The 26,996-nt window shown below is 61.7% G+C and carries 27 protein-coding genes; 13 read left to right on the forward strand and 14 right to left on the reverse strand.

Annotated features, from left to right (window positions below; all coding sequences use genetic code 11):
* Nucleotide 1: 1 nt before the first annotated feature.
* Entirely contained in the window at nucleotides 2-1,612 is a 1,611-nt protein-coding gene (locus tag AC1DVE_RS20655) for an ABC transporter ATP-binding protein (RefSeq protein ID WP_223459470.1), read from the forward strand.
* Nucleotides 1,613-1,631: 19 nt separating this feature from the next.
* A complete protein-coding gene (fabI, locus tag AC1DVE_RS20660) occupies nucleotides 1,632-2,426 on the forward strand; it encodes an enoyl-ACP reductase FabI (protein ID WP_057398455.1) in 795 nt (264 codons plus the stop codon).
* A 170-nt stretch (nucleotides 2,427-2,596) separates the two neighbouring features.
* Here the strand turns inward: fabI and AC1DVE_RS20665 are convergent, their stop codons facing one another.
* Complete coding sequence (locus AC1DVE_RS20665) at nucleotides 2,597-3,457, reverse strand: LysR family transcriptional regulator (protein WP_223459468.1); 861 nt, start codon at nucleotides 3,455-3,457, stop codon at nucleotides 2,597-2,599.
* A 113-nt stretch (nucleotides 3,458-3,570) separates the two neighbouring features.
* Here AC1DVE_RS20665 and AC1DVE_RS20670 point away from each other — a divergent pair, with 113 nt between their 5' ends.
* Nucleotides 3,571-3,996, forward strand: a complete 426-nt coding sequence (locus tag AC1DVE_RS20670; RefSeq protein WP_223459466.1) for a VOC family protein — start codon at nucleotides 3,571-3,573, stop codon at nucleotides 3,994-3,996.
* Between the two features lie 128 nt (nucleotides 3,997-4,124).
* Here AC1DVE_RS20670 and AC1DVE_RS20675 read toward each other — a convergent pair whose 3' ends face one another.
* The 6 genes from AC1DVE_RS20675 to AC1DVE_RS20700 form a co-directional block, all read right to left on the reverse strand.
* Entirely contained in the window at nucleotides 4,125-4,697 is a 573-nt protein-coding gene (locus tag AC1DVE_RS20675) for a GGDEF domain-containing protein (protein ID WP_223458082.1), read from the reverse strand.
* Nucleotides 4,698-4,771: 74 nt separating this feature from the next.
* Entirely contained in the window at nucleotides 4,772-5,353 is a 582-nt protein-coding gene (locus AC1DVE_RS20680; protein ID WP_223458084.1) for a hypothetical protein, read from the reverse strand.
* 1 nt (nucleotide 5,354) lies between these two features.
* A complete protein-coding gene (locus AC1DVE_RS20685; RefSeq protein ID WP_477784152.1) occupies nucleotides 5,355-7,523 on the reverse strand; it encodes a xanthine dehydrogenase family protein molybdopterin-binding subunit in 2,169 nt (722 codons plus the stop codon).
* Between the two features lie 25 nt (nucleotides 7,524-7,548).
* Nucleotides 7,549-8,004: a (2Fe-2S)-binding protein gene (locus AC1DVE_RS20690; RefSeq protein ID WP_223458088.1), complete on the reverse strand. Its 456-nt coding sequence runs from the start codon at nucleotides 8,002-8,004 to the stop codon at nucleotides 7,549-7,551.
* A 171-nt stretch (nucleotides 8,005-8,175) separates the two neighbouring features.
* Nucleotides 8,176-9,330, reverse strand: a complete 1,155-nt coding sequence (locus tag AC1DVE_RS20695) for an NnrS family protein (protein WP_223458090.1) — start codon at nucleotides 9,328-9,330, stop codon at nucleotides 8,176-8,178.
* Nucleotides 9,330-9,578 (reverse strand): transmembrane sensor/regulator PpyR, encoded by a 249-nt coding sequence (locus AC1DVE_RS20700; protein WP_223533574.1) that lies wholly within the window; start codon nucleotides 9,576-9,578, stop codon nucleotides 9,330-9,332. Before AC1DVE_RS20700 ends, AC1DVE_RS20695 begins: the two co-directional genes overlap by 1 nt.
* Nucleotides 9,579-9,844: 266 nt before the next feature.
* Here AC1DVE_RS20700 and AC1DVE_RS20705 point away from each other — a divergent pair, with 266 nt between their 5' ends.
* Complete coding sequence (locus AC1DVE_RS20705; RefSeq protein ID WP_223458094.1) at nucleotides 9,845-10,348, forward strand: VOC family protein; 504 nt, start codon at nucleotides 9,845-9,847, stop codon at nucleotides 10,346-10,348.
* Nucleotides 10,349-10,381: 33 nt separating this feature from the next.
* Nucleotides 10,382-11,215, forward strand: a complete 834-nt coding sequence (locus AC1DVE_RS20710; RefSeq protein ID WP_223458096.1) for an AraC family transcriptional regulator — start codon at nucleotides 10,382-10,384, stop codon at nucleotides 11,213-11,215.
* 207 nt (nucleotides 11,216-11,422) lie between these two features.
* Here AC1DVE_RS20710 and AC1DVE_RS20715 read toward each other — a convergent pair whose 3' ends face one another.
* Together AC1DVE_RS20715 and AC1DVE_RS20720 are read right to left on the reverse strand one after the other, a co-directional pair.
* A complete protein-coding gene (locus AC1DVE_RS20715; protein WP_223458098.1) occupies nucleotides 11,423-12,010 on the reverse strand; it encodes a LysE family translocator in 588 nt (195 codons plus the stop codon).
* Nucleotides 12,011-12,096: 86 nt separating this feature from the next.
* Nucleotides 12,097-13,428, reverse strand: coding sequence for an aminotransferase-like domain-containing protein (locus AC1DVE_RS20720; RefSeq protein WP_223458100.1), 1,332 nt, complete (start codon nucleotides 13,426-13,428; stop codon nucleotides 12,097-12,099).
* Between the two features lie 89 nt (nucleotides 13,429-13,517).
* On the opposite strand from AC1DVE_RS20720, the gene AC1DVE_RS20725 reads away from it, so the two are divergent.
* From AC1DVE_RS20725 to AC1DVE_RS20745, 5 genes are all read left to right on the forward strand, one after another.
* Nucleotides 13,518-14,414: a DMT family transporter gene (locus AC1DVE_RS20725; RefSeq protein WP_223458103.1), complete on the forward strand. Its 897-nt coding sequence runs from the start codon at nucleotides 13,518-13,520 to the stop codon at nucleotides 14,412-14,414.
* Between the two features lie 91 nt (nucleotides 14,415-14,505).
* Nucleotides 14,506-15,126 carry a LysE family translocator gene (locus AC1DVE_RS20730; RefSeq protein ID WP_223458105.1) on the forward strand — a complete coding sequence of 207 codons (621 nt, stop codon included), beginning with the start codon at nucleotides 14,506-14,508 and terminating at the stop codon, nucleotides 15,124-15,126.
* Nucleotides 15,127-15,209: 83 nt separating this feature from the next.
* Nucleotides 15,210-16,292, forward strand: coding sequence for a bifunctional transcriptional activator/DNA repair enzyme AdaA (locus tag AC1DVE_RS20735; RefSeq protein WP_223458107.1), 1,083 nt, complete (start codon nucleotides 15,210-15,212; stop codon nucleotides 16,290-16,292).
* A gap of 35 nt (nucleotides 16,293-16,327) precedes the next feature.
* Nucleotides 16,328-17,140 carry an isocitrate lyase/PEP mutase family protein gene (locus tag AC1DVE_RS20740; RefSeq protein ID WP_477784153.1) on the forward strand — a complete coding sequence of 271 codons (813 nt, stop codon included), beginning with the start codon at nucleotides 16,328-16,330 and terminating at the stop codon, nucleotides 17,138-17,140.
* Between the two features lie 4 nt (nucleotides 17,141-17,144).
* Nucleotides 17,145-17,762, forward strand: coding sequence for a DNA-3-methyladenine glycosylase family protein (locus tag AC1DVE_RS20745; RefSeq protein ID WP_477784154.1), 618 nt, complete (start codon nucleotides 17,145-17,147; stop codon nucleotides 17,760-17,762).
* Between the two features lie 120 nt (nucleotides 17,763-17,882).
* Here AC1DVE_RS20745 and AC1DVE_RS20750 read toward each other — a convergent pair whose 3' ends face one another.
* The 3 genes from AC1DVE_RS20750 to AC1DVE_RS20760 all read right to left on the reverse strand — a co-directional run bounded on the left by AC1DVE_RS20750 (nucleotide 17,883) and on the right by AC1DVE_RS20760 (nucleotide 21,077).
* The gene (locus AC1DVE_RS20750; protein WP_477784155.1) at nucleotides 17,883-18,980 is read right to left on the reverse strand and encodes an extracellular solute-binding protein; all 1,098 of its coding nucleotides are present in this window, start codon (nucleotides 18,978-18,980) and stop codon (nucleotides 17,883-17,885) included.
* 2 nt (nucleotides 18,981-18,982) lie between these two features.
* Entirely contained in the window at nucleotides 18,983-20,092 is a 1,110-nt protein-coding gene (gene aguA, locus AC1DVE_RS20755) for an agmatine deiminase (protein ID WP_223542970.1), read from the reverse strand.
* A 100-nt stretch (nucleotides 20,093-20,192) separates the two neighbouring features.
* A complete protein-coding gene (locus tag AC1DVE_RS20760) occupies nucleotides 20,193-21,077 on the reverse strand; it encodes a LysR substrate-binding domain-containing protein (protein ID WP_223458118.1) in 885 nt (294 codons plus the stop codon).
* 164 nt (nucleotides 21,078-21,241) lie between these two features.
* Here AC1DVE_RS20760 and AC1DVE_RS20765 point away from each other — a divergent pair, with 164 nt between their 5' ends.
* Nucleotides 21,242-21,733, forward strand: coding sequence for a GFA family protein (locus AC1DVE_RS20765; RefSeq protein WP_223458120.1), 492 nt, complete (start codon nucleotides 21,242-21,244; stop codon nucleotides 21,731-21,733).
* A 15-nt stretch (nucleotides 21,734-21,748) separates the two neighbouring features.
* Here the strand turns inward: AC1DVE_RS20765 and AC1DVE_RS20770 are convergent, their stop codons facing one another.
* Entirely contained in the window at nucleotides 21,749-22,357 is a 609-nt protein-coding gene (locus AC1DVE_RS20770; RefSeq protein WP_223458122.1) for a MiaE family protein, read from the reverse strand.
* Between the two features lie 162 nt (nucleotides 22,358-22,519).
* Here AC1DVE_RS20770 and AC1DVE_RS20775 point away from each other — a divergent pair, with 162 nt between their 5' ends.
* Nucleotides 22,520-23,383 carry a universal stress protein gene (locus AC1DVE_RS20775; protein ID WP_223458124.1) on the forward strand — a complete coding sequence of 288 codons (864 nt, stop codon included), beginning with the start codon at nucleotides 22,520-22,522 and terminating at the stop codon, nucleotides 23,381-23,383.
* Between the two features lie 55 nt (nucleotides 23,384-23,438).
* Here AC1DVE_RS20775 and AC1DVE_RS20780 read toward each other — a convergent pair whose 3' ends face one another.
* On the reverse strand, nucleotides 23,439-23,909 hold the full coding sequence (locus AC1DVE_RS20780) for a DUF1289 domain-containing protein (RefSeq protein WP_223458126.1): 471 nt from the start codon (nucleotides 23,907-23,909) through the stop codon (nucleotides 23,439-23,441).
* Nucleotides 23,910-24,366: 457 nt separating this feature from the next.
* Here AC1DVE_RS20780 and acnB point away from each other — a divergent pair, with 457 nt between their 5' ends.
* Nucleotides 24,367-26,967: a bifunctional aconitate hydratase 2/2-methylisocitrate dehydratase gene (acnB, locus tag AC1DVE_RS20785; RefSeq protein WP_223458174.1), complete on the forward strand. Its 2,601-nt coding sequence runs from the start codon at nucleotides 24,367-24,369 to the stop codon at nucleotides 26,965-26,967.
* Nucleotides 26,968-26,996 lie beyond the last annotated feature (29 nt).

The raw sequence follows: 26,996 nt of genomic DNA on the forward strand, positions 1-26,996 counted from the left end.
AATGAATCAGAACAATCTGATCGAAGTGCGCGACCTGTCCGTCGATTTTGTCGTCGGCAATCGCTGCCAGCTGGCGGTCGAAGGTGTCAGCTTCGACATCAAGCGCGGTGAAACCCTGGCTTTGGTCGGCGAGAGCGGTTCCGGTAAATCGGTAACAGCGCATTCGATCCTGCGCCTGCTGCCCTACCCGCTCGCGCGGCATCCGTCCGGCACTATCTTGTATTCCGGGCAGAACCTGCTGGACCTGAAAGAAAAAACCATTCGCCACATTCGCGGCAACCGCATTGCGATGATCTTCCAGGAGCCGATGACCTCGCTCAATCCGCTGCACTCGATCGAGAAGCAGATCAACGAAGTGCTGGGCATCCACAAGGGCCTGACCGGCAAGGTCGCGACCAAACGCACGCTGGAACTGCTGGAGATGGTCGGCATCCCCGAGCCGCACAAGCGCCTCAAGGCCCTGCCCCACGAATTGTCCGGCGGCCAGCGCCAGCGGGTGATGATCGCCATGGCCCTGGCCAACGAGCCGGAACTGCTGATTGCCGACGAGCCAACCACCGCGCTGGACGTGACCGTTCAGCTGAAAATCCTCGAATTGCTCAAGGAACTGCAGGCCCGCCTGGGCATGGCGCTGCTGCTGATCAGCCACGATTTGAACCTTGTGCGAAGAATTGCGCATCGCGTATGTGTCATGCAGCAAGGTTGTATCGTCGAACAGGCATCGTGCGAAGAATTGTTCCGCGCGCCGCAGCATCCGTACACTCGGGAACTGCTGGCAGCGGAGCCCGGCGGCAAGCCTGCAAGCAACGTGATCGGCCCGCCCTTGCTGGCGGTCGAGGACCTGAAAGTCTGGTTTCCGATCAAGAAAGGCCTGCTCAAGCGCACGGTGGATTACGTCAAGGCGGTCGACGGCATCAACTTCAGCCTGCCCCAGGGCCAGACCCTGGGGATCGTGGGCGAAAGCGGTTCCGGCAAATCGACACTGGGTCTGGCGATTTTGCGGTTGATCGCCAGCAAAGGCGCCATCCGTTTTGAGGGCCAGCAGCTAGACTGCCTGACGCAGCAACAGGTCCGGCCGCTGCGGCGGGAGATGCAAGTAGTGTTTCAGGACCCGTTCGGCAGCCTGAGCCCACGGATGTGCGTGAATGACATCGTTGGCGAAGGCCTGCGGATCCACAAGATGGGCACCGCGGCGGAACAGGAACAAGCGATCATTGCAGCACTCAAGGAGGTAGGCCTGGATCCGGAAACCCGGCACCGCTACCCCCACGAATTTTCCGGCGGGCAACGGCAGAGAATCGCCATTGCCCGGGCATTGGTGTTAAAACCGGCGTTGATTTTGCTGGACGAGCCGACTTCGGCCCTCGACCGCACGGTACAACGCCAGGTAGTGGAGCTTTTACGTTCACTGCAAACCAAGTACAACCTGACGTATCTGTTTATCAGCCATGACCTGGCTGTGGTGAAAGCGCTGAGCCACCAGTTGATGGTGGTCAAGCATGGCCAAGTGGTCGAACAGGGAGACGCGCAAAGTATTTTTGCCGCCCCCCAACATCCGTATACACAGCAGTTGCTGGAAGCCGCTTTTTTGGCTCCGGCCACTGCGCAATAACCTGAAAGAGGAGCAACACATGGGTTTTCTCGCCGGTAAGCGCGTACTGATCGTCGGTGTCGCCAGCAAGCTGTCCATCGCATCCGGCATCGCTGCCGCCATGCATCGCGAGGGCGCTGAGCTTGCCTTCACTTATCAGAACGACAAACTCAAGGGTCGTGTCGAAGAGTTCGCACAAGGCTGGGGTTCGAGCCCTGAGCTGTGCTTCCCGTGCGACGTGGCCAGCGATGAAGAAATCGCCAAGGTCTTCGAAGAGCTGAGCAAGAAGTGGGACGGCCTGGACTGCATCGTGCACTCCGTAGGCTTCGCCCCGGGCGACCAACTGGACGGCGACTTCACTGAAGCCACCACCCGTGAAGGTTTCCGCATCTCGCACGACATCAGCGCCTACAGCTTCGTGGCCCTGGCCAAGGCTGGCCGCGAAATGATGAAAGGCCGCAACGGCAGCCTGCTGACCCTGTCGTACCTGGGCGCCGAGCGCACCATGCCGAACTACAACGTAATGGGCATGGCCAAGGCTTCCCTGGAAGCTGGCGTACGTTACCTGGCCGGCTCCCTGGGCCCGGACGGTACTCGCGTCAACTGTGTATCGGCTGGCCCGATCCGCACCCTCGCCGCTTCCGGTATCAAGAACTTCCGCAAGATGCTGGCCGCCAACGAGGCGCAAACCCCGCTGCGCCGCAACGTCACCATCGAAGAAGTCGGCAACGCCGGCGCCTTCCTGTGCTCGGACCTGGCGTCCGGCATCAGCGGTGAAATCATGTACGTGGACGGTGGTTTCAACACCACAGCCATGGGCAGCCTCGAAGAGTAATCTTCGGTCAGCCTAAAAAACCCGCCTCTTTTGGCGGGTTTTTTATGCCTGCGATTTCACGGACAAACACAATCCCCTGTGGGAGCGGGCTTGCTCGCGAAGACGGCTTCAGATTCAGCATTGATGTTGACTGACACACCGCTTTCGCGAGCAAGCCCGCTCCCACAGGGTTAGTGTTGTGTCAGGCATTGCGCAAACAACTGCTGAATTGGCTGCATTCGCTGGCTGTACCGCTGCAACAACACAATCTCCCGATAGAACGTCAACTCGCCCAAGGGGATGACTCGCACCCTGGCCCCATGCTCAAGCCACAACCCGGCCTCCGGCAACAGGGAAACCCCCAAGCCGCACTCGACCATTTTCACAATCGCCTCCAGTTCATCCAACTCCAGCGCCACGTGCACCTCGATCTGCCGCTCGCGCAGAAACCGCGTCACCAGTCGCCCGCCGAACGAATTGCGGTCGTAGCGCACATGAGGGTGCTCGGCGAGCAGTTGTAACGGATCATCGCCGTCCAAGTCCGCCGGTACGATCAGCACGAACGGCTCCCGGCGAATCACCTGCGCGGACAACTCCTTGGGCAGCTCAAACGGCGGCTTGATCAGGATCGCCAGGTCCACTTCTCCCGTGTCCACCTGGCTCAGCAAGTTCAGTGACACACCGGGCACCAGCTTGGGTTCCAGCAAGGGCGCCTGCTGGCGCAATTTCAACAATGCCTGGGGCAGCAGCCCGGTCTGGGCGGTGGCCACCGCGCCGATTTTCAGTTCGCCACGGTACTCGCTGACATCGTCACTGACAGCCATGCGGCTGAAGGTTTCGAGCATTTCCCTGGCCATCGGCAACGCCCGCTGCCCCGCCGCATTGAGCAGCGCCTGGCGGCCGGTGCGGTCGAACAGACGGATGCCAAGGGCCTGTTCCAGATTGCGAATCTGCGCACTGACCGCCGATTGCGTCAGGCCAATGTGCATGCCGGCCGCGGCGAACGTGCCGTAACGCGCCACTGCGATAAAGGTTTTCAGTTCTCGCAGCATGGCGGCCTCGATTGATCGAAATTATTTGAGCTCGACGCAAAAATTATCGTCTTTCAATCAAAAAGCACAGGGCTAAACTCGACACATTCCCACCCACCAACGAGGTTCGCCTGATGCAATTGTCCCCTTTTCACCTGGCCATCCCGGTCTACGACTTACCGGCCGCCCGACATTTCTATGGTTCAGTGTTTGGTCTGGAAGAAGGTCGTTCCAGCGAGCATTGGGTCGATTTCAATTTCTTCGGCCATCAACTGGTGATTCACCTGGCACCGAAAAGCCCTGCGCAAGAAGCCGCGCACACCAATGCCGTGGATGGTCACGATGTGCCGGTGCCGCATTTTGGCGTGGTGCTCGGGATGGCCGAGTGGGAGGCGCTGGCCGAACGGTTGAAGTCACTGGGGACTCGCTTCGTGATCGAACCGGGGATTCGTTTTCAGGGGCTGGTGGGTGAACAGGCGACGATGTTTCTGTTTGATCCTTGCGGTAATGCGCTGGAGTTCAAGGCGTTCAAGGACATTGGGCAGTTGTTTGCCAAATAGTTGTCTGTCAGGACGCCTTCGCGAGCAGGCTCGCTCCCACAGTGGATTTGTGGCGTTCACAAAACCTGTGGGAGCGAGCCTGCTCCGGGCGGCGATCCGACGATGAGGCCCGCCAACACAACACCGCCCTAACGGCTCATCAAACGCTCGGCCTCACCCAGCAGTTCCTCGATTGAGTCATGAGCAGTGGGGTCATATTCGACCTGGGTAACGCTGAACCGAATGTCATAACTGCGATGCGCCGTAGCGTTGCGTTCATCGAGAATCTCATTGAGCCGTACCTTGATCGCCGCAATCTCCACGACGCTGGAACCGGTCAACAGCGCCACGAACCGGTCGCCTTCAAGTCGGCCGACCACATCGCTTTCACGAAAGCCGATACGCAGGACATCGGCGAACGTCTTCAGCGCATCGTCACCTTTGGCCCGGCCATACAGATAGCTCATGCGCTTGAATTCATCGAGGGTGAAGTACAGCAGCGTCGCCGGCGTCCCCAGTTCCCGGCAGGCGTCCAGCCCGAGCCGGGCCAGCGCGGTGAAACCATGGCGATTGGACAGCAGCGTCAGCTCGTCCATGCTCGCCATCTGCACGCCTGCCAGCTCTTGCTCGGCCCGGCGAGCCAGATCGCGCAGCCGTTCACGTTCTTGCTGTGGCGTGAGCAACGGGTTTGCGGATCGGCCCGTTTTGCCTGAGATCAACATCGTTCACTCCTTTGGCAGGTATGCACGTTAGAGTCGCCCGTACCCACATTGACTCCCTGTTAGCGTGCCGTTGGTCAGCTACCTGCCACCGGGCACGGCCCTCCTGCATCGGCCCAGCGTTTGAACCGGGTGACGAAGATATCGTGGGGCACCGGTACCGGCGCGCGATTGCCGCCGGGGTTCCAGCCCCACAGCACCAGCTTGTCGTCGCTGACGTGCTTGATCAGCGCGGCAAAATCCCGATCGCCGTTGCTGGAGCGATCCTTGATCATCGCGCACAGCCGATCGGCTGGCAGGCCAATCCAGGCCATCCGCTGCGCTGCTGGCGGCAGGCTCCAGTGCGGCGCCCCGGGTGGCGCGTGCGGACCGTAACTGGCCGGCGAATTGCTTTGGCCATGGCAGGTTGCACAGGGCAACCCGGCCGAGCCCTTGCCGTCCATGCCCCGCACGACATTCATGGCGTGGGGCACGCCAGCATCGAATTGCAGCGGCGAATCCCCGGGAATGTGGCAGTTCTGGCAACGGGGGCTCTGGAAGACCTTCTGCACGGTGTCGAACGCCTGCAAGGCATCGTGGTCATCGGCGAGCACGTGGGATGCGTAGGCGACGAGAAGGACCAGGATCACCGCACCAAGCAACCAGTGATGTCGTTTCATCTCACACCCCCGACAGCTGCAAGGGCAGCTCCCGCAGGCGCTGCCCGGTCAAGGCAAACACCGCGTTGGCCACCGCCGGTGCCATGGGTGGCACACCGGCCTCGCCGATACCACCGGGTTTGTCGCTGCTGGGCACGATATGCACTTCGACCACCGGCATTTCGTTGAGCCGCAGCACCTGATAGTCGTGGTAGTTGGACTGCACCACCTGCCCGTCCTTGATCGTCAGCTTGCTGCGCAAGGCAAAGCTCAGGCCAAAGGTAATGCACGATTCCATCTGCGCGGCGATGCTCTGCGGGTTGACCGCAATACCGCAGTCCACCGCACACACCACCCGGTGCACGCGGATGGCGAGGTTATCCTGTGACACCTCGGCCACCTGGGCCACGTAGCTGCCGAACGACTCATGCACCGCCACACCCAGCGCATGGCCGTCCGCCAGCGGCGCCGTCCAGTTGGCCTTCTCCACCGCGAGGTTCAGCACACCGAGGTGGCGCGGATGGTCCTTGAGCAAGGTACGCCGATACTCCACCGGATCCTTGCCGGCCGCCGTGGCCAGCTCATCGATCAGCGACTCCATGACAAACGCGGTGTGGGTGTGTCCCACCGAACGCAGCCACAACACGCTGATGCCGGTTTTCGGTGAGTGCAGTTCGATCTGGTGATTGGCCAGTCCTTCGAAGTAAGGGCTGTCGGCTACGCCTTCGACGGAGGTCTTGTCGATCCCGTCCTTGACCATGCTCGCTTCGAGCGAGGTCCCGGCCATGATCGACTGCCCGACCATCACATGCTTCCAGGCCAGCGGCATACCGTCGGCGCCCAGCCCGATATGCGCATGGTGCAGGAACGCCGAGCGGTAATAGCCGCCACGGATGTCGTCTTCCCGCGCCCACACGGTTTTCACCGGTGCACCGGCGGCCTTGGCGACATACACCGCTTCGCTGACGAAATCCGACGTCGGATTGGCCCGGCGCCCGAAGCCGCCGCCGAGAAACTCGGTATGGATCTCGACCTGTTCCGGTTTGAGCCCGGTGATTTTCCCGGCGACCATTTGGTCCAGGGTCTGGAACTGGGTGCCGGTCCAGATTTCGCACTTGTCCTGAGTGATGCTCACCGTGCAGTTCAGCGGCTCCATCGGCGCGTGGGCCAGATAAGGCACGCTGTATTCAACGTCGATTTTCTTGGCCGCTTTCGCCAGCGCAGCCTGGGTATCGCCCGCCTGACCGGCGTTCATGCCGGGAGTGGCAGCGAGTTTGCGGAAGTTTTCCAGCAGCGCCCGGCTATTGAGCCCGGCATTCGGCCCCGGGTTCCACTCGATTTTCAGCGCATCGCGCCCCAGCTTCGCCGCCCAGAAATGATCGGCAATCACCGCGATGCCCGTCGGCACTTGCACCACTTTGTGCACACCCGGAATCGCCAGCGCTTCGGCGCCTTCAAAGGATTTGACGCTTCCGCCGAAGGTGGGTGAACGGGCGACCATCGCGGTCATCAGCCCGTCAAACTGCACGTCCATGCCGAACTTCGCCCGGCCGGTGATTTTTTCCGGTGTGTCCAGGCGCCTGGTGGGTTTGCCGATCAGCCACCAGTCCTTCGCGTCCTTGAGTTTGATCGAGGCCGGGTCCGGCCGTGGCAACTGCCCGGCGTCATCGGCCAACTCGCCGTAAGTGGCACGCTGTTCACCGGCAATGACCACCCCCGATTCTGTACGAATCTCGGACGGCGCGACGTTGAAACGCTTGGCCGCCGCCTCGATCAACATCAAGCGCGCCGCTGCGCCGGCCTGGCGATAGCGGTCGAACTCCATCCAGGTCGAGGTCGAGCCGCCGGTGATTTGCATCCCGCCAAAGCCAGGCAAGCCGTAATCGGCGGCCGAAGCCGGGGAATGCTCGACGCGGATTTTCGTCCAGTCGGCGTCCAGTTCTTCGGCAATCAGCATGGTCAGGCCGGTCCAGATGCCCTGGCCCATTTCCGAATGGCCGAGCAACACGGTGACGCTGTTGTCGTTGCCAATGCGCAGGAAGGCGTTGGGTGCAAACACGTTGCCCTGGTTCTCCGCGCCCATGGCGAAACGGTGGGCACCGGGCATGGCAAACGCCACCACCAGCCCACCGCCCAGCACGGCACTGCCCTTGAGAAAACCACGACGCGATAACGCGTTGATGCTGTTCATGGCGCAAGCTCCCTTAAACCCGGCCTCAACCCAGCTCGGCGGCGCGTTTGACCGCTGCGCGGATCCGCGGGTAAGTGCCGCAACGGCAGATGTTGCCGGACAGCGCCTGATCGATGTCGCTGTCGGTCGGTTGCGGAATTTTCGCCAGCAACGCCGCCGCCGACATGATCTGCCCGGACTGGCAGTAGCCACACTGGACCACATCGATCTCTGCCCAGGCTTGTTGCACCGGGTGCGAGCCGTCGACAGACAGGCCTTCGATGGTGAGAATTTTCTGCCCTTGGGCCACGGCCGTGGCCGGTGTGATGCAGGAGCGCAGCGGAGCGCCATCGACGTGCACGGTGCAGGCCCCGCACTGGGCGACGCCACAGCCGAATTTAGTGCCAGTGAGGTGGGCGACATCGCGCAAGACCCAGAGCAGCGGCATGTCGGCGGGGACATCCAGCTCCTGATCCTGGCCATTGATGTTCAGGGTGAGCATGGCGCGGTTCCTCAGACTCAGGGTGATCTGAAGGGGCGTCGCTGCGGCCTTGTAAACCTGCGCGCGCCTCGGGCTATCCCTTCAGCTAAGCGCAAATTTGCCGGCAGGCCGTGGCGCATCGACCACCGGTCATGAAAAAGCCGCCTCGAAGGGCGGCCCTGAAGGTCTTCGCTAGAGCCTCGGCCCCAATAAAATGCCGGTGTAGCGCCAGACAAAAACACCGAAAGCGCTACACCACAGCAACGCCGACAGCGCCAACCCCTGACCGGAAAACGGCACCAGCCACACTCGAAACGCACCCGCCAGCAACAACAGGGCAAACCCCGCAACGATCGCCTTTGACGGCTGCAACAAGCGCCCGGTATGCCCCAGGCTGACCCGCGCGATCATCGCCAGAACCAACCCGCCGATACCGCCGACGGCCAGCGAATGGGTGGCCAGGCTTTGTTGCGGCATCCAGCCCAAGTGCCACAGCGCCATGGCCAACGTCGCCACCGCGAGCCAGGCGTAGGCCAGGTACAGCGACCACAACAGCGGCACGCGCCACAGGCCACGATCATGCCAGCGCCACAATCGCAGCAGATGCAAACCGCTGATCAACGCAAACAACAGCGCCAGCCATACACGTGGGACGTCATTCAAACCGGCGGCAAAAGACACCGCCGCCAGCATGGCGCTGATCAGCAACACCTTGCCCGGCAACGGATGGGCCGCAGGCGCTGCGGGACGGTTCAAGCCGCGCTGGATAAAGAACGGAATCACCCGCCCGCCGATCACGCTCATCAGCGCGCCCACCAGCCACAAGGCAGCCAGCACGCCATGGCGTTGCAGATTGGCGTCATCAACGGCGAACCCCAGCAACGTCAACGCCTGACACCCGGCCAGCAGCATCACCATCAACAGAATCGGATAATTCTCGCGCTTGCCCGCGGCCAGCAGGTCGCGCCCCAACCCCCACGCCAGCAACGGCAGAAACGGAACCTGCAAGGCCAGCAGCAAGGGCGCCGGTATCGGCAGGCACCAGGCCAACCGTGCCAGCAGCCACACCAGCACCAGGCCGATCAGCGGCCAACCCCTGAGCCCCGGCCGACCGGTCCAGTTGGGCACCGCCGTCAGCAGGAACCCGGCAATGATGGCCGTGGCAAATCCGAAAGGCATTTCGTGCCGATGCCAGGCGAGCATGCCGCCCACCGGTTGCGCACCGGGCAAGCGGCCGTACAGCCACAAGGCCCAGATCGCGATGGCGAGGGCCGCGAACCCGGCCCCGGCCAGAAAGAAGGGTCGAAAGCCCAGGCTGAAGACCGGTGCAGCCGCCAGTTTGCGCATCAAGCCAACACCCCGATCCGGGCCTGACCCAGCTGATGCTGGGACAACAGGCGCATGACATAGCCGATTTTCAGCAAGGTCGGGCCAATAATGGTCATGGCGTGCATGGCCACCAGCACGGTGATCGCCAGATGGCCGCCGTAGAGATAGGCACCGTAAATGCCGGCCAGCAGCATCGCCAGGCCCGCGCCGAGCACACGGTTTGACAGTTGAAGAACGTTCTGGGGGTTGCTGAAGAAGTTGAACATTATGCGTACTCCTGAAGGCGTTCAGTTGTACGTTTACCTGATCAAGTCCCGTGCCAGGTTTTTGCCTCTTTAAATCCAGGCAGTTGCGCGCATACGAGTCATAAAGACCCACCACACAAATAGTCCGTTTGACCCCATACAGAGTCATTGTGACTACAAGCCAGCAACACCGTTGCAAATTTGTCGATCTACGGTACGGCCAGACGAGCAGAGCCTGACTACGCTGAAAGTCCGGAACATGCGTTACCTGCAGAGGAGTTGGCACCATGCTACGCGTACAAAAACTCACGCCCTGCCTGTGGTTCGACGATCAGGCCGAAGAGGCGGCGAAATTCTATTGCTCGATCTTCGACCACTCGAAAATCACTGCCGTCACCTACTACGGCCACGCCGGTTTCGAGTTCCATGGCCGGCCGGAAGGTTCGGTCATGACCGTCAGCTTCGAGCTCGACGGGCAGAGTTTCACCGGCCTCAATGGCGGGCCGTTGTTCACGTTCAGTGAAGCGGTTTCGTTTCAGGTCAATTGCCTGAGCCAGGAAGAAGTCGACCATTACTGGGGCAACCTGTCGGCCGGTGGCGTGCCCGAGGCCCAGCAATGCGGCTGGCTCAAGGACAAGTTCGGGCTGTCGTGGCAGATTGTCCCCGTCGCGATGATGGACATGATCAAGGACCCCGACACGAAAAAATCCCAACGGGCCATGCAGGCGATGATGCAGATGAAAAAACTCGATATTGCGACGTTGCAGCGCGCCTTTGACGGCGAGAGCTAATACACTCGGGCGCTGACCTGCCGAGGAGTGAGCATGAAGCACGCCGTTGCCAAGAACGCCGACAAGGCCCCGCGCTTCTGGCGCGATGATGCCCTGCCCTTCATCGAAGCCCGCGCCATCGCCGACGGGCGCGAAGTCTGCTACACCCGGCACGCCCACGAGCACTTTTCCATCGGGGCGATCACCGCCGGGCGCAGCACCTATCTCCATGAGCAGTCGGCGTTCGAGGTCAGCGTCGGCACGGTGGTGCTGATGAACCCCGGCGACGTCCACGCCTGCAACCCGATCGAAGACCAACCCTGGTCGTACCTGATGCTGTACGTCGATACGCCGTGGCTGACCGATTTGCAGCATCAGCTCGGGTTCAGCGATGACGCGGCGTTTCGCCGCTTTTCCCTGACCCACACCCGGGACGCCCAGCTGTTTGCCGGCCTCGCGGCCTTGTATGAGGTGCTGGTCGATCCACAGCAAGACGTGCTGCGCAAACACAGCGTGGCCGTGGAATTCTTTACCGAGGTTCAGCTACGACTCAACCCGGCCGACCAGCCGCTGCGCGAACCCAACTTCAAGCTGGAGCGCGCGGCCGACTACATCCGTGACCACTGCACGCAAACCCTCAGGCTCGAAGACATTTGCGAGGCGGCGCAACTGTCACCGTCCTACCTGATCCGCGCCTTCAAACAGTATTACGGCATGACGCCCCACGCGTTCCTGGTGAACCGGCGCATCCAGTTCGCCCAGGATCAATTGCGCAGCGGCAAGCTGATCGCGGACGTGGCACTGGAAGCGGGGTTCGCCGATCAGGCGCATTTTCAACGGGCGTTCAAACAGCATTTGGCGGCGACGCCGGGGCAGTATCGGGGGTGAGGCAACACAATGCCTCCTGGCAAAGATGCTCTTGAATCTGACTCTCCCCTGTGGCGAGGGGGCTCGCCCCCGTTCGGCGGCGCAGCCGTCGTAAATCCTGCAAGCAATGTATGCCTGAAAGAATGCCGGGGGCCGCTTCGCAGCCCAACGGGGGCAAGCCCCCTCGCCACAAAGTACTCTCTCGCCACAAAACCGTGGTGATTGCCGTTACGGCAACAACAGATACACCGCACTCACCACCAGCAGCAACGCCATGGCGCGATTGAACAGGCGCATACCCGCCGAATTATTCAGAAAACCGCGCAAAAACGTCCCGGCATACGCCCAGCAACCGACCGACACATAACAGATCACCAGATAAATCGCCGCGAACTGCCAGACCAGGCGTGCCTCGCCATCGGCGACAAACGCGCCCATGCCGGCCACGCAGGCCAGCCAGGCCTTGGGGTTGAGCCATTGCATGATGGCGCCATACAGCATTGACGGCGCCTGGGCCGATTCACTGGCCTGCACCTGCCCATTGTCGGCCGCCAGCTTGAAGGCCATGTACAACAGAAAGGCCACCCCCGCCCATTGCACCACCTGGGTCAGCGCCGGCCAGCGCTGCAACAACTCATGCAGGCCCAGGCCCATCAGCACCAACAGCAAGACAAACCCCAGGGTTGCCCCGGCCACGTGACGCTGGCTGGCCCGGAAACCAAACCGTGCGCCGGAGCTCAACGCCACGATATTGACCGGCCCCGGCGTGATGGAAGCGACCAGCGCAAACGCCGCCATGGACATCATCAGACTCATTGCACACCTTCTTCCATCGAATTGAACAAGGCCCTCAAGGTAAAGAGCCGAGCCGCTCGCGTATTGAAGAAAACTGCCCTGCAGCGCTATGAGTAATAACCAACGACGTTTTTAACCTTGCCCAGGGCAACCCGCAGCGAATCCATGTCCACCGAACCCAACGCCAGGCGTATCGCGTGTGGCACATGAGCCGATATCGCAAAGGGCTCGGCCGGCGACACCGACACCTGCTCGCGCATCAGCGCCATGGCGATCTGGTCGGCCCGGGCGTCTTCCGCCAATGGCAACCAGATGAAGTAGGAATTCGGGTGACTGATGGTCCTGAGCCCTGCCAGTACCTCGCGGGCCAGGGCTTGCCGGGCCCGGGCGTCCGCGCGTTTTTGCGCCTCCAGTTGGCTGACGGTGCCATCGTCGAGCCAAGCCGTGGCGATGGCGGTCATCACGCCCGGGGTGTTCCAGGTGGTCGCCATGATGGTGCGCTCGAAGGCGGCGACCCAATGCGCGGGTGCGGCGATGAAGCCAACACGCAGCCCGGTGGCGACATTCTTCGACAGGCCGGACACGTACACCGTCCTTTCCGGCGCCAGCTCTGCCAACGGTGGCGGTACGTTTTCGGCCAGGAACGCGTAGGCCGCGTCCTCGATGATCGTCAGGTCATGCCGGCGCGCAATCGCCACCAACTGCTCGCGCTGATCGAGGTCCATCACCCAGCCCAAAGGGTTGTGCAAAGTCGGCATCGAGTACACAGCCCGTACCGATCGGCTGCGACAGAGTTTTTCCAGGGCTGGCAGATCAGGCCCGGTATCCGTGACCGGAATCGGCAAGACTTCCAGATGCAGGGTTTCGGCCAGGGTCTTGAAACCGGGATAGGTCAACGCATCGGCGGCGATCACGTCGCCAGGCTTGAGCAGCGTCATCATCGCCACCGCCAGGCCATGCTGGGCGCCGCTGACGATCAACACCTGTTCGGCCGGCACGCTCAGCCCGCGGTCAAGCAGATGGCGCGCGACCGAGGCCCGCTCGTGCAGGCGTCCCGCGTGGGGCTGATAGCGCAGGAGGGATTCCAGGTCACCGGACAATGCCAGTTGACGCAAGGCAGTGCGCAACAGGTCGGCCTGACCGGGCAATGACGGGTAGTTGAAGTTCAGGTCGATCATCCCCGCCGCCACCACGTGCTGCGAGATGCCCTGCCCCGGCGGCAGCGAGGTTTCCCTGACAAAGGTCCCGCGTCCGGTTTCGCCGCTGACCAGGCCCATGCCCTCCAGCTCGGCATACACCCGGCTGGCGGTGACCAGTGCCAAACCATGCTCTGTGGCCAGTTGCCGGTGAGTCGGCAGGCGCGTGCCGGGCGGCAAACGCCCGGAACGGATGTCGGCGGCAAAGGCATCCACCAGCGTCTTGTAGCGGGATCGAGGCATGTCGAGATGTATCCATGACAATTTTTTGATTGTATCGATAGTCGCTCATACGATGAGTTTCGTGCAATCAGACAATGAGCGTGAGCCAAATGGAACGGACCTCGAACTTGCAACACCGGACGCTGGAAAACAGCACCAGCGGCTGGATCAACGGGCTGATCGGCGTGGTGATCTTCAGCGGCTCGCTGCCGGCGACACGGGTGGCGGTGCTGGAGTTTGATCCGGTGTTCCTGACGGTCGCGCGCGCGACCATTGCGGCGATCCTGGCGCTGTGCCTGCTGTGGTTATTCAAGGAAAAACGCCCGGCGCGCCAGCAACTGATACCGCTGATCATCGTTGCCCTGGGCGTGGTCATCGGTTTTCCCCTGTTGACCGCGCTGGCGCTGCAATACGTGACGTCCGCGCACTCCATCGTCTTCGTCGGCCTGTTGCCCCTGGCGACAGCGGTGTTCGGCGTCCTGCGCGGCGGCGAGCGGCCACGGGCGGCGTTCTGGATTTTCTCGGTGCTGGGCAGCCTGCTGGTGGTCGGGTTTGCCCTGTCGCAGGGCCTGACCGCCTCCCCCCAAGGCGACATTCTGATGCTGCTGGCGATCCTCGCCTGCGGCCTGGGTTATGCCGAAGGCGCGAAACTGTCGCGCACGCTGGGTGGCTGGCAGGTAATCAGCTGGGCGCTGGTGCTGTCGTTGCCGGTCGTGGCCGTGCTCAGCTGGATGCGCATGCCGGCTTCGTTCACCGGCATCAGCACGCCGGCCTGGTTCAGCCTGGCTTACGTCTCGCTGTTCAGCATGCTGATCGGCTTCGTGTTCTGGTATCGCGGCCTGGCCCAAGGGGGCATCGCCGCCGTTGGGCAATTGCAGCTGCTTCAGCCGTTTTTCGGGCTGACCCTGGCCGCCACCTTGCTGCATGAACAGGTCAGCGTAGGCATGCTGGGTGTCACCGTCGCCGTGATCCTCTGCGTCGCCGGGGCGAAAAAGTTCGCCAGATAGCCCCGTGTACGGTGGTTTGCGCCCATGACTGTATGGGTCTGGCCAAGGGTAAGCCGTGATAGAAATAGCGCTCTTGCTACAGGAGCCCACCATGGACCTCGCCACCCTCACCCTGTTTCTGCCGGCCTGCTTCGCCCTCAACATGGCACCCGGCCCCAACAACCTGCTGTCGGTCAGCAATTCGACCCGCTATGGCTACCGCACCGCGTGTGTGGCCGGCATCGGCCGGTTGCTGGCGTTCGCCGGGATGATTGCCCTCGCCTCGGCGGGGCTGGCGGTGGTGTTGCAAACCTCTGAGCTGCTGTTCTACGCCCTCAAGATCCTCGGCGCGGCCTACCTGTTCTACCTCGCCTGGCAATTGTGGCGCGCCGATCCAGGTGTCGAAAACGTGGTCACCTCAGCGCCCGTGGGCACGCTGGCGCTGGCCCGGCAGGAATTCCTGGTCGCGGCCGGCAACCCCAAGGCCATCCTGATATTCACCGCGTTCCTGCCGCAATTCGTCGACTCGACCCACGCCATTGCGCCGCAGTTCGTGGTGTTGGGTGCGTTGTTTCTGGTGTTGGAATGGATCGCCATCGGCGCTTACGCCTACATGGGCCTGCACATGCGCCGCTGGTTCGCCAAGCCGTCGGGAAAGCGGATGTTCAACCGTTGCTGCGCGGGGTTGTTGTCGGCGGCGGCTTCGGTATTGCTGATGGCCAGACGCGCCTGATCCTGTAGGAGCATTGCGAAAATCGGAAATTCACTGTCGATTCTCCGGTGGAGGTCGCCCGTGCCGCGATCTATGCTGCGCCCATGAACCTACAAAAAACGCTGCTTCCGCCCCGCGCCGAGATGGTTCGCGCCATGCTCGAACGAGACACTTCCTACGAGGGGGTGTTCTTCACGGCGGTCAAGACCACAGGCATCTTCTGCCGCCCCGGTTGCACCGCCCGCAGCCCGAAGCCTGCGAATGTCGAGTTCTTTGCCAACGCCGAACAATGCCTGGCGGCGGGCTATCGCGCCTGCCTGCGCTGCAAACCGCTGGACACCGCCGCCAGCGCGCCGGACTGGGTGCAGACACTGTTCAAATCGGTAGACGCCGACCCGGAGCAGCGCTGGACCGACGCCCAACTACTGGCCGAAGGCATCGAACCGCTGAAACTGCGTCGCTGGTTCAAGCAGCATTTCGGCATGACCTTCCACGCCTGGCTGCGTGCCCGGCGCCTGGGCATGGCGTTGGGCGGGATCAAACAGGGTGACTCCATCGATGACGTCGCCTTCGATTCCGGCTACGAGTCCCTGAGCGGATTTCGCGATGCCTTCCAAAAGTCGTTCCACATCACCCCGGGCCGCGCGGCCAACAGCGAGCCGCTGTTGTTCACGCGCCTGACCACGCCGCTGGGGCCGATGATCGCCATGGCCGAACGGCGCGGGCTGGTACTGCTGGAGTTTCTCGACCAGGCCTCGCTGAATCCTGCGGTCGAAGCGCTGCAAAACCGTTTTGGTTATGCCGTGGCACCGGGGCACAACGCGCATTTGCAGCAGATCGAAGCGCAATTGTCCGCGTATTTCGCCGGCACGCTCACTGAGTTCAGCGTGGCCTTGCACATGCCCGGCAGCGAGTTCTCCCGTCGGGTCTGGGCTGAGCTTGCGAAGATCCCCTACGGCCGGACCACCACCTACGGCGCCATCGCGGCGAGCCTGGGCAAGCCCGGTGCCAGTCGGGCGGTGGGCCTGGCCAACGGGCATAACCGCTTATCGATTGTCGTGCCCTGCCACCGGGTGATCGGCGCCGACGGCTCGTTGACCGGCTACGCTGGAGGCCAGCCGCGCAAGGCGTTTCTGCTCAGGCTGGAAAACGCAGCGGTGCAGCTCACGGAGCCATTGGCGCTCTGATCCCCCCACAGATTTTTCATAAGGAAGGAAACTCGATGGACAGGTTCGACAATCAACTGCACCAACTGCATCACGAAGGTTTGCTGATCCTCACCAACGTCGCCGATGCCGCCGGGGCGCGCTTGGTGGAGCAACTGGGTAACAAGGCCGTGGCCACCAGCAGCGCGGCGGTGGCCTGGGTGCATGGCTACCCGGACGGCAACACCTTGCCCCTTGAGCGCCTGGTCTCGACGGTCGAGTCGATTGCCCGGGTCATTTCGGTGCCGCTGACCGTGGACATCGAAGCCGGTTATTCCGATGACCTGGAACGGGTGGCCCAGGTGGTTGAGGCGGTGATCGCCGCCGGTGCGGTCGGGATCAATATCGAAGACGGCTCCGCGCCACCGGAGTTGCTGGTACGCAAGATTGAGATCGCGCGCCAGGTGGCCGACCGACGCAACGTGAACCTGTTTATCAATGCGCGCACCGATGTCTACCTGCGGGGTCTGGTGCCCGCCGAAGATCGCGTCGCCGAAACCCTCAGGCGCGCTGCGCTGTATCAGGCGGCCGGTGCCAATGGCCTGTTTGCCGCCGGCGTTACCGCGGAGTACGAGATCAAGGCACTGTGCCAGGGCACCTCGCTGCCACTGAATGTGCTGGGGTTCCCGGGCCTTCCGTCGCCCGAAGCGCTCGAGGCACTGGGCGTACGCCGTCTGAGCGCGGGTTCGGGCATCGCCGAGTTCCTCTACGGCGCCATGGCCGGCATCGCCAAAAGCTTTCTGCAAACCGGCAAGTTCGATAGCCACGACCTGAAGGCTTTGACCTATGGCGAAGTGAACGCCCTGTTGAAACCGTCCGGGAATGCCTGAGCCCATGGCCGACGGCTATCAGGCGGCCAGTGCCTTCCTGGCGGCCATCGATGACGACTGGCGCCGCCACATCGACGCCATCGGCCCGTGCCTGCACCAGCCGCATGCGGCGCGTGATCCGTATGAGTCGCTGGTGCGGGCGATTGCCTATCAGCAACTGCATGCCAAGGCTGGCGATGCGATCGTCGGCCGGCTGCTGGCGCTGTTCGGTTCGGGTTCGTTCCCCCGGCCTGAACAGATCGTCGCCACGGATTTCGACCGACTGCGCAGTTGCGGGTTTTCCGCGAGCAAGATCGCGACCATCCAGGGCATCGCCCAAGCGTCGCTGGACGGCGTGGTGCCGGACTACGCCACGGCGCTGGCCATGGACGATGAAGCGCTGATCGAGCGCCTGATCACCTTGCGCGGTGTGGGCCGCTGGACCGTGGAGATGCTGCTGATCTACAGCCTGGAACGCCCGGATATCCTGCCGGCAGATGATTTTGGCGTGCGAGAGGGTTATCGACGGCTCAAAGGGCTCGAGGTGCAGCCGACGCGCAAGCAGATGATCGAGATTGGGTTGGCGTGGAGCCCTTATCGGACGGTGGCGTCGTGGTATTTGTGGCGGGTGCCCAACAAATAAACCGCGTTATCGTTCATCGCGAGCAGGCTCGCTCCTACAGGTCTTATGTCGAACACAAAACCTGTAGGAGCGAGCCTGCTCGCGATGGCGTCCTTACCAACATCACACAGCCAAAGCCAATCACAACCCCGACTTCAACCGACTGAACGCCCTGATCAGCGCCCGGTTGAACGCCTTGCCATTGTCATTCTTGCTGTACAGCGAAGCCCTGACCGCAGCCGTCGGATACGTCCCCGGATCATTGCGAATCGCCGGGCCGACCAAGCTGTCCGCCGCCGTGATCGCATTGGCGTAATGGATAGTGTCGGTGATCGGCGCAATCACTTCCGGGGTCATCAGATAGTCCATCAATGCCAGGCCAGCCTTCGGGTGCGGCGCGTCCTTGGGAATGACCATGGCATCGAACCAGATCAACGTACCCTCCTGCGGAATCCGGTACTTGAGCGAATACGGCTTGCCCGCCGCCTCGGCCTGACCCGCCGCGATGGCCACGTTGCCGTTCCACGACATCGCCACGCAGGTGTTGCCGTTGGCCAGGTCGCTGATGTTCAGGTCGTTGTCGAAGTAGCGAATGTACGGCCGAATCTTCGCCAGTTGCTGCTCGGCGAGCTTCAGGTCATCGAGGTTCTGGCGGTTGATGTCCAGGCCCATGTACTTCATGACCGCCGCAAACACTTCATTGGGATCGTTGAGCAGGCTGACCCCGCAATCGGCGAATTTCGCGACCACGGCCGGGTCGAACAGCATCGCCCAACTGTCGGTCGGCGCGTCGGGCAGGCGCTGTTTGACCGCCTGCTCCTGATAACCCACGCCCGTGGTGCCCCAGGCGTAGATCCCGGCATAGCGGTTGCCCGGATCGAACACCGCCATGTGCTGGCGGAACTCCTCGCCGACGCCGGCGAAATGCGGCAATTGCTGTTTGTCGACCGTCTGCACCGCGCCACTCTCGATGGCCCGGGACAGATGCTGCCCCGCCGTCAGCACCAGATCGTAGCCACTGCGGCCGGTGAGCAGCTTGGTCTCGACGGTTTCCAGGGAATCGAAGTGGTCGACCACCACATGGATGCCGGTTTTCGCTTCAAAATTCTTCAAGGTGTCCGGGGCCAGGTACTCGCCCCAGATGTACAGGTTGACCACCGGCCTGGCGGTATCGGCGGCCTGCACACACAGGGGTGCAAGCACCAGCAGTATTGCTTGAGTCAGTTTGTGCAGGCCCATTTTTACACTCCTTTGCCCGCGTACTGCGGCATGGTGATGCACGCGACGTTGCCGCCACCGAGAAGGATTTCCCGGGAGTTTTCGATGCCGACGGTGCTGTGTTTCGGGAACAGCTCGGCCAGGGTCGCCAGCGCCACCTTGTCGTTGCGATCACCGAACAGCGGCACCACGATGGAACTGTTGCCGGCGTAGTAGTTGATGTACGACGCGCAGATCTTCGTCCCGGCCTGACGGGAGTGGGTGCTGTCCTGCTGGTCCAGGCCTTCGGCTTCTTCGGCGGTCCACTCCAGCACATCCGGCTGCGGCAGCTTGTGTACGATCAACTCGCGACCACGACTGTCGCGGGTGCTGCGCAGGATGTCGTAGGCCTCCTGATAGATTTCCCACTGCGGGTCGTCGCGGTTGTCGGTCCATTGCAGCACTACTTCACCGGGGCGCACGAAACACGCGAGGTCATCGACGTGTCCATCGGTTTCGTCGAACTTGCAGCCCCGTGGCAGCCAGATCACTTGCTCGGCACCCAGGTAATCGGTCAGGCGACGGGTCACTTCGTCCTTGCCCAAGTGCTGGTTGCGGTTGCGGTTGAGCAGGCATTGCTCGGTGGTCAGGATGCTGCCCTGGCCGTCGCTCTGGATGCCGCCCAGTTCGGCGATCAACGGCGCGCGGTAGCGGTCGAAGCGTTCGATTTCGAGGATCTTGCTGGCAATCTGGTCGTCCTTGTCCCACGGGTAATACAGGCCGCCGTCGAGGCCGCCGTAGGCGTTGAATTCGAAGTCGACGCCGCGCACTTCGCCGCTCTGGTCATTGACCACGAAGCACGGACCGCTGTCGCGGAACCAGGTGTCGTTGCAGGTCATTTCCACCACGCGCACTTGCGGCGGCAACTGGCGGCGCGCGGTGGCGAACTGTGCCGCCGAGGCGCACACCGTGACCGGTTCGCTCATGGAAATGGCGGTGACGATCTGCACCCAGACTTTCTGCGCAGGCTTGGCACCGTTGCGCCAGACATCGGTACGCTCTGGCCAGCCGAGCCAGCAACCGGACTTGGCTTCGAATTCGCCGGGCAGACGGAAACCGTCCAGTTTGGGAGTGGTGTCGAGCAAACGGGCCATGGTCAAACCTCTTCAGCAGGGATTGGAATGACCACAGGCTAAGGGCGTTGGCGACTGGCTCACCAACGATGATTATTTCGGAATACTTGAATCTAACTCATCAATCGAGCAACTGATCGTTGAACCATTCCAGCATCTGCGCCACCGCCGGACGCTCCAGCCGCACACGCTCGCACACCAACGCATATTGACCCAGGGCGGTCATGCTCGAGGTGAACGGCCGCACCAGTCGACCACTGAGCAAATCTTCCTGGGCCGTCAGGTTGTCGCCCATGGCCACGCCCTGCCCTTGGGCCGCGGCCTCCAGTGCCAGCCCGGCATGGGCGAAATACAGTTGCCGGTCGGGGCGCTGGTCGCCGGCATGACTGGTGAGCCACGCGGTCCAGGTCTTGCCGTCCTGGTCGTCGTGCAGCAGACAGTGGCGGGCCAGGTCCTTCGGGGTTTTCAGCGTGCCCTGGTTGAACAGGCCGGGGCTGCACACCGGGAAGAACTGCAACGCCGGCAGCGGCCGGACGAAATACGCGGTGCTGTCCACCGGGCCGGTGCCGTAGGTGATCGCCAGGTCGATGTCTTCTCCGGGCGCCGTGGCGTCGATCGGCTGTTCGTACAGATGCAAGGTAATGTGCGGGTAACGCGCGTAGAAATCCGTGAGCCGGCTCATCAACCACTTTTGCGCCAGCTCGGCGGTGACCGCCAGACGCAATACCGCCAGGGATGAAGGGTCGCGCAGTTCATCGCAGGCATCACCGATCAGTTCGAAAGCCTGCTGCAAGCTCTGCATCAGGCGCCCGGCGGCCAGGGTCGGGCGAATCTGCCGGCCTTCGCGCACGAACAGCGGCACACCGAGCTGCTCTTCAAGCTGGCGGATCTGATGGCTGACCGCGCTGTCGGTGACACACAACTCAGCCGCCGCCCGACCGAAATGGGCGTGGCGGGCGGCGCATTCGAAGGTTCGCAGGGCTGCCAGGGAAGGTAATCGTCGCATCAGGTCATGTCCCGGTTTCGAGGCGGCCATGCTGACTTGGCCTTTGGTGGGCGTCCAGTGGGACCGCGTTATCGTTCATCGTCGGGCTTGCTCGCGAAGGCGTCGGCACTATCACTGCAAATCTTCTAGGCTGAACGGGATCACTCAAGCCACCGGAGCCCCCCATGCAACTCGAAGGTTCCTGCCATTGCGGCGCGGTGTCGTTCAGTTTGACCAGCGCCCACCCCTACCCTTACCAGCGCTGCTACTGCTCGATCTGCCGCAAGACCCAAGGTGGCGGAGGCTATGCGATCAACCTCGGGGGCGATGCCGCCAGCCTCCGGGTTCGCGGGCGCAAGCACATCGCGATCTACCATGCACGGCTAAAGGAAGAAGGCGACAAACGCGCCCACAGCAGCACCGCCGAGCGGCATTTCTGCTCAGTCTGCGGCTCGGGTTTGTGGCTGTTCAGCCCTGAATGGCCGGAATTGATTCACCCGTTCGCCTCGGCCATCGACACGCCGCTGCCAGTGCCGCCGGAGCATACGCACCTGATGCTTGGTTCGAAGGCGACGTGGGTGGAAGTCCAAGTCCTGCCCGGTGATAAACAGTTCGACGAATATCCCGAAGAGTCCATCGCCCAATGGCATGAACGGCTGGGTTTGAGCCGTTCATGACTGGGTGGTGCGGGATTACGCCGCTACTGGCACACCGCTATGAAAACGGAATTCCACGTCCGGCGACTCGATCAGATCCTGCTCGGCGGCGCGGACCTTGTCGATCACCTGGGCGATGTCCTTGGCGTCGCCGTACTGGTAGGCCAGTTTCAGGTAACCCTGGAAATGCCGGGCCTCGCTCTTGAGCAGACCGAAGTAGAATTTGCCCAGTTCTTCGTCCAGATGCGGCACCAGCGCTTCGAAACGCTCGCAACTGCGGGCCTCGATGAACGCCCCGACCACCAGGGTGTCCACCAGCTTCACCGGTTCGTGACTGCGTACCACCTTGCGCAGCCCCGACGCGTAACGCCCGGCGGACAGCTGGCGCAGTTCGACCTTGCGCCGTTTCATCAGGCGCATGACCTGTTCGTGGTGCACCAGCTCTTCCCGGGCCAGGCGCGACATCATGTTGATCAGATCGACGTGGGAGTGATACTTGGCGATCAGGCTCAATGCAGTACTGGCGGCCTTGAATTCGCAGTTCTTGTGGTCGATCAGCAGGGTTTCCTGATCGGCCAGCGCGGCCTGGATCCAGCCGTCGGGGGTGCGGCAGCCAAGGAACTCGTGAATTTCGGGAAGGATCATGGGGCTCACGGAAAAATAGGTTCAAAACGAAGGGCGCCGATTATACCGGCCTGCCCGCAGACCACCAGTCGCCAACCGTTGATATGCATCAAGTCCCCGAATCGCAGACAGCAACTATAGTTGTGCAACGCCGTGCTTTTTTATTTTCAGGAGATCGCGCACATGCAAGCCGTTCGCAGCATTCTGGTGGTCATCGACCCCGAACATTCCGAAAGCCTGGCGCTCAAACGGGCGAAGTTGATCGCCGGTGTGACCCAGGCACAGTTGCATCTGCTGGTGTGCGACCCCAAGCATGATCACAGTGGCATGTTGGGTGTGCTCAAGGCCGCTTTACTGGAAGACGGTTACAACATCACCACTGAGCAGGCCTGGAATCAGAGCCTGCATCAAACCATCATCGATGTGCAGCAAGCCGAAGGCTGCGGTCTTGTGGTGAAGCAGCACTTTCCCGACAGCGCACTGAAAAAGGCCCTGCTGACACCCGAGGACTGGAAATTGCTGCGCCAATGCCCTTCCCCGGTACTGCTGGTGAAAACCGCTGATTCATGGAAAGACAAAGTGATCCTGGCAGCTGTCGACGTCGGCAACACCGACCTCGAACACCGCCACCTGCACGACACCATCATTGATCATGGCTATGACATCGCCACCCTGGCCAAGGCCCACTTGCACGTGATCAGCGCCCACCCGTCGCCGATGCTGTCGTCGGCCGACCCGACGTTTCAACTCAGCGAAACCATCCAGGCGCGCTACCGCGAGCAATGCAAGTCGTTCCAGGCGGAATTCGACATCGACGATGATCACCTGCACATTGAGGAAGGCCCGGCGGATGTGCTGATTCCGTTCATGGTGCACAAGTTGCAAGCGGCGGTGACGGTGATCGGTACCGTGGCCCGTAGCGGATTGTCCGGGACCTTGATCGGTAATACGGCGGAAGTGGTACTCGATGCGGTGGAGAGCGATGTGCTGGTGCTCAAACCGACGGAAGTGGCGGATCATCTTGAGGAAATGGCCGACAAGCATTGAAGCCGAACATGCTTTTGTGGCGAGGGGGCAAGCCCCCTCGCCACATATCAGCAGCTCAGCCGCCAAAGGAGTCTTTCAGAAACCCCGGCGCAATATAGCGCTGGTAATGGGCCTCGGAAAGCAGGAAAAACTCCCGATCAATGGCATCGCGCAATTCCGGCAGGTTCCAGTCGCGAAACTCCGGCAGCAACACCATCCCGTAGGCTTCCAGGTTGTTGATCACCCGCGCGCCCCGGGCGATCAACTGGTAGGCCCAGCAATATTCCGACTGATGGGGCACGAAGCGGATCTTGCGTTGCTCCAGCTGCATTCTCAGCAGTGCCGGATCGAAAATTTCCACCTTGGCGGCCATCACCTGCGACAGCAACTGCTCAAGACGCAGCCATACCGCGCGTTTTTCTTCCTCGTTGTAACCGTTCCAGTGGATCACTTCGTGGTGGAAACGCTTGCAGCCACGGCACACCAAGTCACCGTAAACAGTGGAGCAGAGGCCGACGCAGGGTGTCTTGATGGTCTGATTGGGCATAGATAGGCAAAACGCGAAAAAGCAGAACAGGCCGGCATGTTAGCCCTTTGTCGGCCATTGATCACCCCTCAAAGTTCAGGGCCTATGGAGAATCGGGCTCTGGTGAGCGCCACCACCAAAGTCCAATAAACACTGACTTACCTTTAATTTTTTTTTGCCGTAGAATCAGCCTGCCTTTTTAGGCGCCAATGTCCGTTAGAAGCTGTTTTCAAAGCGTCACGAGCACAGTCGTTCCTTCAGAGCGGTGTTGGCGAGGGGTTTTTCCAGCGGGGAAAAGCCCAACGCCAACCCTCATCAGCTCCCGTTCTGCAGGCGTAAAACTTTGAAAGCAGCTTCTGTAAGGAATTGCCGGTAATTCTGGCTAAGTGGCTCACAACGCCATGCAGCGCATGAGTACGGCAATTTCGGGATGAGCGTCCCGGACACCCATTTGGGACCACTGATGAGGGTAATAACTGTGCTTGAAGCCTACCGCAAACATATCGAAGAGCGCGCAGCACTGGGTATCGTTCCCCAGCCGCTAAACGCCGAACAAACTGCAGGCCTGGTCGAGCTGCTGAAAAATCCCCCGGCTGGCGAAGAAGCATTCCTCGTTGACCTGATCACCAATCGCGTTCCGCCTGGAGTGGACGAAGCAGCCTATGTAAAGGCCGGCTTCCTGTCCGCCATCGCCAAAGGCGAAGCCAAATCCCCCCTGATCGACAAGAAGCGCGCTGTTGAACTGCTCGGCACCATGCAGGGCGGCTACAACATCGTGACTCTGGTTAACCTGCTGGACGACGCCGAACTGGCTCCAGTAGCGGCCGCAGAACTCAAGCACACCCTGCTGATGTTCGACGCCTTCCACGACGTCGCTGAAAAAGCCAAGAACGGTAACGTTCACGCCCAAGGCGTGCTGCAATCCTGGGCTGACGGCGAGTGGTTCGTGAAGCGCCCGACCCTGGCCGACAAGATCAGCCTGCGCGTGTTCAAGGTCACCGGCGAAACCAACACCGACGACCTGTCCCCTGCGCCTGATGCCTGGTCCCGTCCAGACATCCCGCTGCACGCCCTGGCCATGCTGAAAATGGCTCGCGACGGCATCGTGCCTGACGCACAAGGCGTCACCGGTCCGATGAAGCAGATCGAAGAAATGCGCAACGCCGGTTTCCCTATCGCCTACGTCGGTGACGTGGTCGGTACCGGTTCTTCGCGTAAATCGGCAACCAACTCGGTGCTATGGTTCTTCGGCGACGACGTTCCTTACGTGCCGAACAAGCGCGCCGGCGGTTTCTGCTTCGGCAGCAAGATCGCTCCGATCTTCTACAACACCATGGAAGATGCCGGCGCACTGCCAATCGAATTCGACGTTTCCAACATGCACATGGGCGACGTGATCGACCTGTACCCGCATGCTGGCAAAGTCTGCAAGCACGGCACCGACGAAGTCCTGACCACCTTCGAAATGAAGACCCCGGTCCTGTTGGACGAAGTTCGTGCTGGCGGCCGTATTCCGCTGATCATCGGCCGTGGCCTGACCGAGAAGGCTCGCACCGAGCTGGGTCTGCCACCTTCGACGCTGTTCAAGAAGCCTGAAGCACCGGCTGAAAGCACCAAGGGTTTCACCCTGGCGCAGAAAATGGTCGGCAAGGCTTGCGGCGTGACCGGCGTTCGTCCGGGCACCTACTGCGAACCGAAGATGACCACCGTGGGTTCCCAGGACACCACCGGTCCTATGACCCGTGACGAACTGAAAGACCTGGCGTGCCTGGGCTTCTCGACCGATCTGGTGATGCAGTCCTTCTGCCACACCGCGGCTTACCCTAAGCCGATCGACGTGACCACCCACCACACCCTGCCTGACTTCATCATGACCCGCGGCGGCGTTTCCCTGCGTCCAGGCGACGGCATCATCCACTCGTGGCTGAACCGCATGCTGCTGCCAGACACCGTCGGTACCGGTGGCGACTCCCACACCCGTTTCCCGATCGGCATCTCGTTCCCGGCCGGTTCCGGTCTGGTTGCGTTCGCCGCAGCCACTGGCGTCATGCCGCTGGACATGCCTGAGTCGATCCTGGTTCGTTTCAAAGGCGAACTGCAGCCAGGCGTCACCCTGCGTGACCTGGTTCACGCCATTCCTTACTACGCGATCCAGGCTGGCCTGTTGACCGTAGAGAAGAAAGGCAAGAAGAACGCCTTCTCCGGTCGCATCCTGGAGATCGAAGGTCTGCCTAAACTGACCGTCGAGCAAGCGTTCGAACTGTCTGACGCCTCGGCTGAACGTTCGGCTGCCGGTTGCACCATCCAGCTGTCCAAAGAGTCGATTGCTGAATACCTGCAGTCCAACATCACCCTGCTGCGCTGGATGATCGGCGAAGGCTACGGCGATGCACGTACTCTGGAACGTCGCGCTCAAGCAATGGAAGCCTGGCTGGCCAACCCTGAGCTGCTGGAAGCGGACAAAGACGCTGAATACGCTGAAATCATCGAGATCGACCTGGCCGACATCAAGGAGCCTGTGCTCTGCGCGCCAAACGACCCGGACGACGCTCGCCTGCTCTCCAGCGTTGCTGGCGAGAAGATCGACGAAGTGTTCATCGGTTCGTGCATGACCAACATCGGTCACTTCCGCGCTGCCGGTAAACTGCTGGAACAGGTCAAGGGTCAGCTGCCAACCCGTCTGTGGCTGTCGCCGCCGACCAAGATGGACGCTCACCAGCTGACCGAAGAAGGCTACTACGGCATCTACGGCAAGGCCGGCGCTCGCATGGAAATGCCAGGCTGCTCGCTGTGCATGGGTAACCAGGCACGTGTAGAGCCGAACTCGACTGTCGTGTCGACTTCGACCCGTAACTTCCCGAACCGTCTGGGTGACGGCGCGAACGTCTACCTGGCTTCGGCCGAGCTGGCGTCCGTGGCTTCCATCCTGGGTCGCCTGCCGACCGTCGAGGAGTACATGGAATACGCTGGCAAGATCGACAGCATGGCGGCCGATGTCTACCGCTACCTGTCCTTCGACCAGATCGCCGAGTTCCGTGAAGCTGCTGCGAACGCCAACATCCCGGTCGTTCAAGCCTAACGTTGCAACGCAATGAAAAACGCCGCCCA

Source organism: Pseudomonas sp. P4_B4 (assembly GCF_056402255.1).